The following is a 12,098-nucleotide window of genomic DNA, read 5'->3' as shown; positions in this document are numbered from 1 at the left end:
CGAACAGTTGGCCCCAGCATGCGTTTCGCGTTTGTGCGTGGCACGTGCGGGGCTTATTGTCAGCCCCACTTGTCAACGTCGGCGGCATGAGCGACGGAGGGGTCTGATGGCGGCGAAGAAGACGACGGCGGTGAAGACCGCCGCGAAGAGCACGAGCAGGACACCGACCAAGGGCACGCGAAGCACGACGAGCAAGCCCGCGAGCACGGCGACCGGCACAGCCACGACCAAGGCCACGAGCAAGGCCACGAGCAAGGCCACGAGCAAGGCCACGAGCAAGGCCGCGACCGCGGCGAAGACCGCCAGACCCTCGTCCGCCACCTCTCCGGCAAGACCGGCCAAGAGCACGTCGGCCAAGCGTGCTCAAACCTCCGCGGCGAGCGCCACGGCGTCCCCCAAGGCAGCGGTGCGCAAGGCCGCGGCTCCCACGGCGAAGGTGGCCACGAAAGCGAAGGCGGCCACGAAGACCGTCGTCAAGGCGGCGACCAAGGTGGCTGGTGTCGCAAGCAAGGCCGCCGCGAAGGCCACGCCGAGGTCCGCCACGACGGCGAGGTCGACGTCCAACTCCACCGCCAAGGCCGTGACCAAAGCGGTCGATGCGACCAGGACGGCCACCAAAGCGGCAGCGAAGAAGTCACCCGCGGCCAAGGCGGGCACGAAGACCGCCACCAAGGCAGCCAGCAAGGCTGCGACGAAGCCTGTGACGAAGACCGCCACGAAGACGGCGGCGAAGACCGCCACGAAGACGGCGGCGAAGACCGCCACGAAGACGGCGGCGAAGACCTCCACGAAGGCGGCGGCGAAGACCGCCACGAAGGCAGCACCCAGGACGGCGACGAGCAGGGCCGGCGTCAAGGGCGCGGACCCGACGCCGGCCACGGCCACGCGGGCGGCCACGAAGGCGGCCGCCACGAAGAAGGCCGCAACCGCCGCCCAGACCCGTGCGGCCGCCAACGGGACGGCCACCAAGACGGCCGCCAGGACGGCCTCCAAGACGGCTGGCACGACAGCCACGAAGGCGACGGCACGCAAGTCCGCCGCTGGCACGACATCCACAGCCAAGGCGACGGCGGCCCGCCCGGTCGCGAAAGCCACGGCGAACCGAACCAAGAAGGCAGCAGTGACGACGAGTTCCACCGCAGGGTCCCGCACGGCGGCCACGGCCGCACCCAGTGCGGCCACCGCGAAGAAGACGGCATCACGCGGCGCAGCCAAGAGCGCCGGCAGCGCGGCCGCCACGACGCAGACCAGCGCTCGACGCATCGCCGAGCAGCTGCGCGTCAAGGACGACGAGAGCCCATGGAGCGAGGCCGAGATCAGTGAGGTCCGCGAGGTCCTCCTGGAGGAGATCGAGCAGCACCGGCAGGAGCTTCAGGTGGCCGAGGAAGAGCTGGATGACCTCCTGCGCGCCTCCGGTGACGGCGCGGGCGACGACCAGGCCGACGCGGGTGCCATGACCGCCGAGCGCCAGCACGAGATCTCGGTCGCTGCCAACGCTCGCGGCAGCCTCCGCCAGGCGGAGCACGCGCTCGAGCAGCTCGAGGCCGGCACCTACGGGATCTGCGAGAACTGCGGCAACCCGATCGGCAAACTTCGACTCCAAGCCCGTCCTCGTGCGACCCTGTGCATGACATGCCAGGAGAAGCAAGACCGCCACTGACCCAGAGCCACGCCGCGTCGACGCCCCCTGTGGGCGTCGACGGCGTGTCCGCCCCAGATACCGTGACCAGTACCCCCACTGAGACATCCCGCCCGACCGCGGCGCGGCGCAAGCGTCTGTTCGCGCTGCTCGCCACCGTCGCCATCCTCGCCTACGCGACCGACCAGGTGAGCAAGGCGATCGCCCTCGACGTGCTCGCCGACGGCGAGTCGCGACCTCTGCTCGGCAGCTTCCTCAGCTTCCGTCTGATCGGCAACCCGGGCGCGGCGCTGTCGCTCGGAGCGAACAACACGTGGATCATGACCGGGATCGCCCTCGCGGTCCTCGTTGCGATCATCCTCGTGGCGCGCCAACTCGGCTCGTGGGCGTGGGCGCTGGCCCTGGGCCTGCTGCTCGGCAGCGCGGTGGGCAACCTCACCGACCGTTTCGTCCGTCCACCGGGCGGTGGTCAGGGCCACGTCGTCGACTTCATCAACTACAACCAGTGGTTCATCGGCAACGTCGCCGACATCTGGATCGTCAGTGCGGCGATCCTCATCGTCATCCTCGCGATGGTCGGGATCGGCGTCGACGGGCGTCGCGAGCATCGCTCGCACGGCGATGTCGACGCGCCGGAGCCGGCGGAGGCTGCACCAGCGCGCGTGCCAACGCAGACGATCGCCGACGGGACTGATGACGCCACCGTGACCGTGCGCGACCACGCGACCGCCGATCTGGCTGACGAGGCGACCGTGACCGCGCCCGACGGCGCGACCGTGACCGCGCCCGACCACGCAACCGTGACCGCGCCCGACGACGCGAAGGACGGCGCACCGAGGGCGGCGACGAGCCACGTGACGCCGGACGCGAGCGGCGCGGCGCCGGGGGAGCGTGACGATGCCTGACGTGCGCACGGTCCTCGTGCCGGACGGTCTCGAGGGCGAGCGCGTCGACGCAGGCGTGGCCCGCCTGTTCGGCCTCTCCCGCACCAAGGCGGCCGACCTCGCCGCCGACGGGCACGTCGTGCTCGACGGCAAGGCGGTCGCCAAGTCCGAGCGCCTCTCGGCGGGGTCCATGCTCGAGGTGTCGCTGCCGAGGCCCGAGGAGAGCCCGTCCCTGCAGGTCGTGGCGGAGCCGGTCCCCGGCATGCGCATCGTCCACGACGACGACGACATCGTCGTGGTCGACAAGCCCGTGGGGGTCGCTGCCCACCCGAGCGTGGGGTGGAACGGCCCGGACGTCGTCGGGGGGCTGGCCGCCGCCGGCTACCGCATATCCACCTCGGGGGCACCGGAGCGACAGGGCATCGTCAGCCGGCTCGACGTGGGCACTTCGGGGCTCATGGTGGTGGCCAAGAGCGAGTATGCCTACTCCCGGCTCAAGCAGGCGTTCCGCAGCCGCAGCGTCGACAAGACGTACCACGCGCTCGTCCAGGGCCTCCCGGACCCCGTCGTCGGCACGATCGACGCTCCGATCGGGCGGCATCCCGGACACGAGTACAAGTTCGCCGTCATGAGAAGTGGGAAGCCCTCGGTGACTCACTACGAGGTCATCGAGGCGTTCCGTCACGCGAGCCTGCTCGACATCCATCTCGAGACGGGCCGTACGCACCAGATCAGGGTGCACTTCGCGGCGCTGCACCACCCGTGCTGTGGTGACCCGCTCTACGGTGCGGACCCGAAGCTCGCGGCGCGACTGGGCCTCGAGCGCCAGTGGCTGCACGCCGTCGGGCTCGGCTTCGAGCACCCAGGCACGGGGGAGTACGTCCACTTCGAGAGCGAGTACCCCGCCGACCTGCAGCGGGCCCTCGACATCGTCGCCACGTTCTAGACCTTCACCCTCAACCTGACGGTCACCCCGAGTAGCCGACCGCAACACACCCGGAAACCGGCTGGTCACCATAGTTGCAACTAGGCCAACCAGCCGGTTTCCGGGTGTGTTGCCGGGGAACGGTCAGTGGGGGCGTGCCTAGTCCGATGTGAACCCGACGGGTGCCGGGCGTGCCTGCTCGTCGGTGCCGCCCTGGAACGTCGGGGCACCACCCTGCCCAGACGCGCCCGGGGCACTGGCCGGCATACCGTCGTCGTCACTGGCAGTCGCCGGGACGCCTGCCCCGGGCCTCCGGGCTCGTCCGACGACGAAGCCGACGCCCAGCGCGGCTATGGCCGCCACCAGCGTCAGCCACCACGGGTAGCCGCTGGAGACCCGGGAGGCCGTCGGCGCGGTGGGAGCCGACTGGGCTGCAGGCGCGGCGGTCGCGGTGGAGCGTGGCGTTGCGGACGACGAAGGGGCGTCGCCGATCACGCCGAGCGAGGTGAGGGTGTCCACGAGCAGGGTGGCGTCGGCCGGCCGGTGCCAGATGGCCGGCTTGTCGAACAGGCTCGTGCTGTCGTAGGAGAGCGTCGTGCTGACCCACACGTCCTTGCCGTCCAGGTAGATCGCGTCGATCCGCCACGGCGACACGTCGTGGATCATCCACGTGAGGCGGAGCTGGCTGCTCATGAAGCTGTCCTTGGGGCGGGACTCGCCGACCGGTGCGTTCATGACGTCCAGCGCCCGAGAGAGGCTTTCGTAGGCCGGGCTTCCGGTCAGGGCGCCGCTCGCGCGCGACTGGTCGTAGTTGACGATGAGGACCGAGGTGGGCCCGCCCGCAACAGCGGGCGAGGCCCCGACGAGCAGCGCGCCGACGAGCGCGGCAACCGTCGCAGCCCCGGCCGCGACCAGCCGGCGCGCCAGGCGCACGCGCCCGCGGGGTGCTTCGCGTGTCGAGCAGCGGATCTGCCTCCGTGAGGGCGGTCGTGGGGTCATGAGCTGCCTCCTGTCGTATGCCGGTGGGACGGCCGGAGCCCTCCGATCCTGGGTATGCCGGTCGGGGGCCGATGTGCTGGCTGCCCGGGACCGGTGGCGAGTCGCCACTCGACCAGTCCCGTCGGTGACACAACACCGCCGCCGCGTCGGTGGTTCGGCTCGCGGTCAGCGGGCAGACTGGGCGATCTCGATCGCCTCCGCGAGGGTCCTCGGGCCTTCGAGCCGGTACGTCACCTCGGCCGACTGGCCGGGCACCACCCAGACCAGGGTCGGGCCGGCGAGCCGGGGCTGGTCGCGGTGGGTGGTCCCGGTGCGGTCGACCCACTCGATGAGGTGGGGCGACCCGAACCACACCGCCTCGTCGCCGCTCACCTGGGTCGGGGTCACCGCATTCCACACCGTCTTGAGGTAGCCCCACGAGAGCGACCCGGCAAAGACGTCGAGCCTGGTGGTCCGTCCGTCGCGGACCCAGGTCAGCTCGGCGAGCCGGCCCTCACGGGCGACGGCGACTTGGGACGGAGGGCCGAGGGCCACGGGCACCGCGATGTGGGATCCGACCGCCCGCTCGGCCTCCGCAAGCGTGGCCGCCGTGGCCCCGGGCTCGGGCGCGATCGTGGCCCCGGGAGCTGTGGTCGGCAGTCCGCGCGGCGCCGGTTCCTCCCGGACGACGACCCCGCCGATCCGCAGCAGCTCGAGGACGGCTGCCCGGACGGGTGGGATCAGGGCGAGCAGGAGCACCGTCGCGGCGGCGATCGCCCAGCCGAGACGTCGCCCGTGGAGCCAGCGCCGGGCCGAAGGGCCTGCCGGGCTGGACCCGCCGAGGACCGCACCGCCGGAGGGGTCGGATGCCGGGTCGGGACCCACGTCGATCCGTGCGAGCACGGCCGCCACGAGGTCGTCGGGCGGGGGCGCGGTGACGATCGACCGGCCGAGCTCGACCAGCTCGCGCTCGAGGACGTCGAAGCTTGGCTCAGGCATCGGCCATCACCTCCCGCAGCGACCCGAGCGCCCGGTGCAGCCTCGACTTCACGGTGCCGGCCGGGATCCCCAGGGTCTGCGCCGTCTCCGCCTCCGAGAGCTCCAGCAGGTAGCGGCACGTGACGACCTCGCGCAGGTCGTCGGGCAGGGCGCTGACAGCCTCGAGGAGGGCGGCGCGGCGGGTCGTCGTCACGGCCTCGTCGGCGGGATCCGCGACGTGCTGGACCACGGCCTCCTCGCCCGCGACCCGCAGCTCCCGCAGCGCCCGCCGGCTGCGGCCGCGCTGCAGGTTCCGGGTCTCGTTCACGACGATCCGCAGCAGCCACGGCCGGAAACCCGCGCCGTCGCGGTAGCGCGGCAGGGCCCGGTACGCCTTCACGAACGCCTCCTGCACCACGTCGTCGGCCTCGTTGCCGGCACCCGAGAGCACAGCGAGCCGCTTGGCCATCGGGGCGTGCAGCATCACCAGGACCGCGTATGCCGCCGGGTCCCCCCGGCGAGCGCGAGCCAGTGCCGCCGCCTCCTGCGCCGTGTCGATCGGTGCCTCCGCCCTGTCCGTGCAGTCCTCTCCCTGCAGCCTCGCCCGCTGAGCTGTGCGCCCGCAGCCTCGCCGTGGCCGGGCTCACCTGCGATGGTGCCGTGCTGTCGACCTGTCTACACCGCCGCGCGCCGATCGGTTCGCGATCGTGGGCGCCGGCACCTCCGGTCGAGGTGAAAGGTCGCCGAACAGCCCGACTCTCGACCTCGACACCGGTACCTCGAATCAGCCGACGGTGGGGGTGGAGTGACATCCCGCGCGACACCCCGCGCGACACGCCGAGGGGCGTCGGTGGGCAGGCTTAGACTCGTCCACGATGTCGACCGATTCCGCCCTTTCGCAGACCCGCTCCAACCCTGCGAGCGACCCGAGCTTCGTGCACCTGCACGTGCACACCGAGTACTCCATGCTCGACGGGGCGGCCCGGATCGGCGACCTCTTCAGCGAGGCCGCGCGGATGGGGATGCCGGCGCTGGCCACGACAGACCACGGGTACGTCTTCGGCGCCTACGAGTTCTGGAAGAAGGCACAGGGGACCGGCGTCAAGCCGATCATCGGGGTCGAGGCATACATCACTCCGGGCACCCACCGGACCGACCGGGCCAAGGTCAGCTGGGGCGACGGCGGGCGCGACGACGTCTCCGGCGGCGGCGCGTACACCCACATGACGATGCTCGCCGCTGACAACGACGGCATGCACAACCTCTTCCGCATGAGCTCGATCGCCTCGCTCGACCAGGTGTACACCAAGTGGCCGCGCATCGACCGTGACCTGCTGTCGACGTACGGCAAGGGCCTCATCGTCACGACCGGGTGCCCGTCGAGCGAGATCCAGACCAAGCTGCGCTTCGGGTTGTACGACGAGGCCCGGGCCGTCGCCGGCGAGCTGCGCGACATCTTCGGCGCAGAGAACGTCTACTGCGAGCTGATGGACCACGGGCTCGACATCGAGCGGCGCGTCCAGAAGGACCTCATCCGCCTGGCGCGCGACCTCGGCCTGCCGCTCCTGGCCACGAATGACCTGCACTACACCCGCGCCGAGGACGCCAAGGCGCACGCCGCGCTGCTCTGCGTCCAGTCCGGTTCGACCTTGATGGACCCGAACCGCTTCAAGTTCGATGCGGACGACTTCTACCTCAAGTCGCCCCAGGAGATGCGCCACGTCTGGCGCGAGCTGCCCGAGGCGTGCGACAACACGCTCCTGATCGCCGAGCGCTGCGAGGTGTCGTTCACCGAGGGCGAGGGGCGCTACATGCCGCGCTTCCCCTGCCCCCAGGGCGAGGACGAGACGTCGTGGTTCATCAAGGAGGTCGAGACCGGGCTGCAGCGCCGGTTCCCGGAGGGGGTGCCTGACTACGCACGCAAGCAGGCCGCCTTCGAGGAGGACGTCATCGTCTCGAAGGGCTACGCCGGATACTTCCTCGTCGTCGCCGACTTCATCAACTGGGCCAAGCGCAGCGGCATCCGCGTCGGCCCGGGCCGTGGTTCCGGCGCCGGGTCGATGTGCGCGTACGCCATGGGGATCACCGACCTGGACCCCGTCCCGCACGGCCTGATCTTCGAGCGCTTCCTCAACCCCGAGCGCATGTCGATGCCCGACTTCGACGTCGACTTCGACGAGCGCCGACGCGGCGAGGTGATCCGCTACGTCACCGAGAAGTACGGCGAGGAGCGCGTGGCGCAGATCGTCACCTACGGCACGATCAAGGCCAAGCAGGCCCTCAAGGACGCCAGCCGGGTGCTCGGCCACCCGTTCGCCATGGGCGAGAAGCTCACCAAGGCGATGCCGCCCGACATCATGGGCAAGGGCATGCCCCTGGCCGACGTGTTCAACCCGGAGTCCAAGCGCTACAACGAGGCCGGCGACTTCCGGGCGGTGCACGACGAGGACCCGCAGTCCCAGGAGGTCGTCGCGACGGCGCTCGGCCTCGAGGGACTCAAGCGCCAGTGGGGCGTGCACGCCGCCGGCGTCATCATGAGCAGCGAGCCGCTCGTCGACGTCATCCCGGTCATGCGGCGGCTGCAGGACGGCCAGATCATCACCCAGTTCGACTACCCGAGCTGCGAGTCGCTCGGTCTGGTCAAGATGGACTTCCTCGGCCTGCGCAACCTGACCATCCTCGACGACGCGATCGAGAACATCCGGCTCAACCGCGACGAGGAGATCGACCTCGACGAGCTGTCCAAGACGCTCGACGACCGGGCCACCTACGAGCTGCTGAGCCGTGGCGACACGCTCGGTGTCTTTCAGCTCGACGGAGGCGGCATGCGCTCGCTGCTGCGCCTCATGCAGCCGGACAACTTCGAGGACATCTCCGCGGCCCTGGCGCTCTACCGCCCCGGCCCGATGGGCGTCAACGCCCACACGAACTTCGCGTTGCGCAAGAACGGCAAGCAGGAGCTGATCCCGCTCGACCCGCAGCTGAAGGGCAAGCTGCAGGGCGAGATGATCGAGGCGCTCGGCCCGATCCTCGGCATGACCTACGGCCTGGTGATCTACCAGGAGCAGGTCATGGAGATCGCCCAGAAGCTGGCGGGATACACCCTCGGCAACGCCGACCTGCTCCGGCGGGCCATGGGCAAGAAGAAGAAGGAGGTCCTCGACGCCGAGTACGTTCCCTTCTCAGAGGGAATGAAGGCCAACGGCTTCAACGAGGCCTCGATCGCCGCGCTCTGGGGTGTCCTCGTCCCCTTCTCGGACTACGCCTTCAACAAGGCGCACACGGCGGCATACGGTCTCGTGTCGTACTGGACGGGCTATCTCAAGGCCAACTACCCCGCCGAGTACATGGCGGCCCTGCTCACCAGCGTCCGCGACGACAAGGACAAGTCCGCGCTCTATCTCAACGAGTGCCGGCACATGGGCATCAAGGTGCTGCCGCCGGACGTCAACGAGTCGATCGCGAACTTCGCCGCCGTCGGCACGGACATCCGGTTCGGCATGGCCGCGATCCGCAACGTCGGCCTGCCGGTCGTCGAGGCGATCATCGCCGCGCGCGAGGAGAAGGGCGCCTTCGCCTCGTTCAAGGACTTCCTGTCCAAGGTGCCGGCCGTCGTGTGCAACAAGCGCACCATCGAGTCGCTCATCAAGGCAGGCGCGTTCGACAGCCTCGGCGAGAGCCGGCGCGGCATGGTCGAGGTGCACGAGCAGTACATCGATGCTCTCGTCGAGGTGAAGAAGCAGGAGGCGATCGGTCAGGACAGCCTGTTCGGCTCGTTCGGCGGGTTCGGTGCCGACGACGACACCCCGGGCGGGGCCGGGACGTTCGACGGCCTCCCGCCCGTGCCGGCGCTCGAGTGGGACAAGTCGACGCTGCTGTCCTTCGAGCGCGAGATGCTCGGCCTCTACGTGTCGGACCACCCGCTGTTCGGCATCGAGCACATCCTGCAGGCGCACGCCGACACCCCGATCGCCTCGCTCATGGGCGATGACCCGAAGCCCGACGGCACCCCGGTCACGGTCGCCGGGCTCATCACGAGCCTTCAGCTCAAGCGCACGAAGAAGGGCGACCTCTGGGCCATCGCCACCGTCGAAGACCTCGACGGCGCCATCGAGTGCCTGTTCTTCCCGTCGTCGTACCTGACCTACTCCACGATGCTCGCCCAGGACACCGTGTGCGCCGTCAAGGGCCGGGTCAGCGCGCGTGACGACTCCATCTCGATCTTCGCCCAGGAGCTGACGATCCCCGACATCAAGGAAGGCCCGCGTGGGCCCGTCGTGCTGACCCTGCCGCTCGGGCAGGTCAACCAGGCACGCGCCGAGCGGCTCAAAGAGATCCTGCGCGAGCATCCGGGCGCCACCGAGGTGCAGGTCAAGCTGACCCAGCCGGGCCGGTCCGTCCTCATGACCCTCGACGACTCGCTTCGGGTCAACGCCACCTCAGCGCTGTTCGGCGACCTCAAGGCCCTGCTCGGGCCCGCCTGCCTCACCTGAGCCGATGCCTGGTCCAACGATGCCGGGTCCGCCGTGCCGGTATGCCGTCCGGCGGGGGTGACACGTGAAGGCGGAGCACCAGCGTGTCTGGCGCCGGCGGCGGATGGCGGCACTAGGCCTGGCCCCGGCGCTCGGCACTGCGGCTACGCCGACCTCGGCGCTGGCCGTCACCCGTGAGCTCGGGGCCTTGCAAGCCCAGGACTACGCCAGCGGGGTCTGGTCGCTCGGCGTCCGTTCGGGCCTGACGCTCGAGCAGGTCGAGCAGGCCGTGCACGACCGGGAGATCGTGCGCACCTGGCCGATGCGCGGCACGATCCACTGGGTCCCGGCCGAGGACGCCAGGTGGATGTGCCAGCTGCTCGCGGCCCCGCGCGGCACGGCCCTCGCGACGCGATATGCCCAGCTCGGCCTCGAGGAGTCCGACATCGAGCTGTCGGGCCGCTTCTTCCAGGAGCACCTCACCGAGCCGATGAGCCGCCCGGACGTCATCGCGCTGCTCGTCGAGGCAGGCATCGACCCAACCGGCCAGCGGGCCTATCACCTTGTCGGCCACCACTGTATGACCGGGCTGCTGTGCCAGGGACCGATCATCGGCAGGCAGCCGAGCTTCGTCCTCATCGACTCGTGGGTTCCGCTGTCCCGCAAGCCATCCCGTGAAGAGGCCATGGCGACCATGGCCTCGCGCTACCTGCGGAGCCATGGCCCGGTGACCGAGAAGGACCTCGCAGGCTGGATGAACAAACCCCTCGGCTTCACGCGCGAGGCGCTGGCTCTCGTCGACGGACAGGTGGTCCGTGAAGAGAATGACGGCGACGTGTGGCTGAGCCACGTCGACTCCCGCGGACCCGTCGGCCCGGCTGGCGTGCACCTGCTCCCGCAGTGGGACGAGTTCCTGCTCGGGTTCAAGTCGCGCGACGTGACCCTGCCCCCGGAGCACTTCGTCAAGGTCGTCCCGGGCCGAAACATGGTCTTCAAGCCGACGCTCGTCATCGACGGCGAGGTCGCAGGCACCTGGCGCCGGGTGCAGCGAAGTTCACAGGTGCGGGTCGAGGTGAGCCCGTTCCGGACGTTGCCCGAGCGGCGCTGGCGCGACGTCGACCGGGCTGCGGCGGCATACGGCCGTTTCCTCGGCACCGACGTCGAGGTCGTGCGCGCCGAGGAACACTGATGGCACGCGGCGGGATCCCGCCGTCGCCGCTGCCGCCACGCCACGGTGTCGACGCGCAGCGCTATCGCATGCCGCAGTCCGGGCCGTGGTCCACGGTGCGCGACCACCTCGTCGAACGCCTTGCCCCTCATCTGAGCGCCGACGACGTCGACCGGATGCTGGCATCGGGCGAGTTCGTCGACGCCACAGGCGTGCCCGTGCCTGTGGACGCACCCTTCGTACCGCGTTCCGCCGTCTGGGCGCACCGTGACCTGCCCGACGAGCCCCTCGTGCCGTTCGAGGTGGACATCCTGCACCGCGACGAGCGCCTCGTGGTCATCGACAAGCCGCACCACCTGTCGACGATGCCGCGAGGGCGGCACGTCGTGCAGAGTGCGCTCGCCCGCACTCGAGTCCTGACGGGGATCGACCGGCTCACGCCCGCACACCGTCTCGACCGGCCGACCGCGGGCGTGCTGATGTTCACCACCGAGCCGCGGTGGCGGGGGGCGTATCAGCGAGCGTTCGCCGAGGGGCGGGTCCACAAGGAGTACCTCGCCGTCGCGCCGCTCCGCTCCGACCTGAGCCTGCCCGTCGTCCGGCGCACCCACGTCCTCAAGGAGCATGGCACCCACCAGGCGCGCGAGATCGCCGGCGCGACCCCCAACGCCGAGACGCTCATCGAGCTCGCGGCGGTCAGCGGCGACCTCGGGCTCTACCGGCTGACACCGAGGACCGGCCGCACGCACCAGCTGCGGTGCCAGCTGCACGGCCTCGGCATCCCGATCGTCGACGACCCTCTGTACCCGGTCGAGCACGACCGCGCGCCGGACGACTTCTCGGCGCCCCTCCAGCTGCTCGCTGCCGTGCTCGAGCTGACAGACCCCGTCGACGGGTCACCGCGGCGGTTCGTGTCCCGCCGCACGCTCGACGCCTGGCCGGGGGCCTGGCCGCTCGAACTGCCGTGAGCCTCAGGGCTGTCCGGCGTGGTCAGGGGACATCCTCTGTTCACAATTCGGTCCCGCGCTCGCCGCGCAGAAGGGGTCACCGCGGT

Annotated in this window: 11 protein-coding genes; 6 read left to right on the top strand and 5 right to left on the bottom strand. The window is 70.4% G+C overall.

The window, feature by feature from the left end; genetic code table 11:
• Window positions 1-72: 72 nt before the first annotated feature.
• Both ACYVLP_RS20210 and ACYVLP_RS20205 read right to left on the bottom strand, forming a co-directional pair.
• Window positions 73-357: a hypothetical protein gene (locus tag ACYVLP_RS20210; RefSeq protein ID WP_460629115.1), complete on the bottom strand. Its 285-nt coding sequence runs from the start codon at window positions 355-357 to the stop codon at window positions 73-75.
• Between the two features lie 6 nt (window positions 358-363).
• A complete protein-coding gene (locus ACYVLP_RS20205) occupies window positions 364-1,137 on the bottom strand; it encodes a hypothetical protein (protein WP_460629114.1) in 774 nt (257 codons plus the stop codon).
• Here ACYVLP_RS20205 and ACYVLP_RS20200 point away from each other — a divergent pair.
• The 3 genes from ACYVLP_RS20200 (at window position 1,121) to ACYVLP_RS20190 (ending at window position 3,469) form a co-directional block, all read left to right on the top strand.
• Entirely contained in the window at window positions 1,121-1,660 is a 540-nt protein-coding gene (locus tag ACYVLP_RS20200; protein WP_460629113.1) for a TraR/DksA family transcriptional regulator, read from the top strand. The genes ACYVLP_RS20205 and ACYVLP_RS20200 overlap by 17 nt on opposite strands.
• A gap of 62 nt (window positions 1,661-1,722) precedes the next feature.
• Entirely contained in the window at window positions 1,723-2,544 is an 822-nt protein-coding gene (locus tag ACYVLP_RS20195; protein WP_460629112.1) for a signal peptidase II, read from the top strand.
• On the top strand, window positions 2,537-3,469 hold the full coding sequence (locus ACYVLP_RS20190) for an RluA family pseudouridine synthase (protein WP_452268759.1): 933 nt from the start codon (window positions 2,537-2,539) through the stop codon (window positions 3,467-3,469). Before ACYVLP_RS20195 ends, ACYVLP_RS20190 begins: the two co-directional genes overlap by 8 nt.
• Before the next feature lie 138 nt (window positions 3,470-3,607).
• On the opposite strand, the gene ACYVLP_RS20185 is transcribed toward ACYVLP_RS20190, so the two are convergent.
• The 3 genes from ACYVLP_RS20185 to ACYVLP_RS20175 form a co-directional block, all read right to left on the bottom strand.
• Window positions 3,608-4,447 (bottom strand): hypothetical protein, encoded by an 840-nt coding sequence (locus ACYVLP_RS20185; RefSeq protein ID WP_460629111.1) that lies wholly within the window; start codon window positions 4,445-4,447, stop codon window positions 3,608-3,610.
• 165 nt (window positions 4,448-4,612) lie between these two features.
• Window positions 4,613-5,425 carry a hypothetical protein gene (locus tag ACYVLP_RS20180; protein WP_460629110.1) on the bottom strand — a complete coding sequence of 271 codons (813 nt, stop codon included), beginning with the start codon at window positions 5,423-5,425 and terminating at the stop codon, window positions 4,613-4,615.
• Window positions 5,418-5,888 (bottom strand): RNA polymerase sigma factor, encoded by a 471-nt coding sequence (locus ACYVLP_RS20175; protein WP_452268938.1) that lies wholly within the window; start codon window positions 5,886-5,888, stop codon window positions 5,418-5,420. The genes ACYVLP_RS20180 and ACYVLP_RS20175 overlap by 8 nt, the downstream gene beginning before the upstream one ends.
• A 391-nt stretch (window positions 5,889-6,279) precedes the next feature.
• Between ACYVLP_RS20175 and dnaE the strand changes: the two genes are divergently transcribed.
• The 3 genes from dnaE to ACYVLP_RS20160 all read left to right on the top strand — a co-directional run bounded on the left by dnaE (window position 6,280) and on the right by ACYVLP_RS20160 (window position 12,012).
• A complete protein-coding gene (gene dnaE, locus ACYVLP_RS20170) occupies window positions 6,280-9,897 on the top strand; it encodes a DNA polymerase III subunit alpha (protein WP_460629109.1) in 3,618 nt (1,205 codons plus the stop codon).
• Window positions 9,898-9,961: 64 nt separating this feature from the next.
• Entirely contained in the window at window positions 9,962-11,065 is a 1,104-nt protein-coding gene (locus ACYVLP_RS20165; RefSeq protein ID WP_460629108.1) for a winged helix DNA-binding domain-containing protein, read from the top strand.
• The gene (locus tag ACYVLP_RS20160; protein WP_460629107.1) at window positions 11,065-12,012 is read left to right on the top strand and encodes a pseudouridine synthase; all 948 of its coding nucleotides are present in this window, start codon (window positions 11,065-11,067) and stop codon (window positions 12,010-12,012) included. Before ACYVLP_RS20165 ends, ACYVLP_RS20160 begins: the two co-directional genes overlap by 1 nt.
• Window positions 12,013-12,098 lie beyond the last annotated feature (86 nt).

It is taken from the genome of Intrasporangium mesophilum (assembly GCF_054783095.1).
This window is presented reverse-complemented; position numbering and strand designations above follow the sequence as displayed.

What these genes read in the sequence shown, in the direction of transcription:
- ACYVLP_RS20190 (WP_452268759.1), top strand. Translation starts at nt 2,537, where the DNA reads ATGCCTGACGTGCGCACGGTCCTCGTGCCGGACGGTCTCGAGGGCGAG.
- ACYVLP_RS20185 (WP_460629111.1), bottom strand. Translation starts at nt 4,447, where the DNA reads ATGACCCCACGACCGCCCTCACGGAGGCAGATCCGCTGCTCGACACGC.
- ACYVLP_RS20180 (WP_460629110.1), bottom strand. Translation starts at nt 5,425, where the DNA reads ATGCCTGAGCCAAGCTTCGACGTCCTCGAGCGCGAGCTGGTCGAGCTC.
- ACYVLP_RS20175 (WP_452268938.1), bottom strand. Translation starts at nt 5,888, where the DNA reads ATGCTGCACGCCCCGATGGCCAAGCGGCTCGCTGTGCTCTCGGGTGCC.
- dnaE (WP_460629109.1), top strand. Translation starts at nt 6,280, where the DNA reads ATGTCGACCGATTCCGCCCTTTCGCAGACCCGCTCCAACCCTGCGAGC.
- ACYVLP_RS20160 (WP_460629107.1), top strand. Translation starts at nt 11,065, where the DNA reads ATGGCACGCGGCGGGATCCCGCCGTCGCCGCTGCCGCCACGCCACGGT.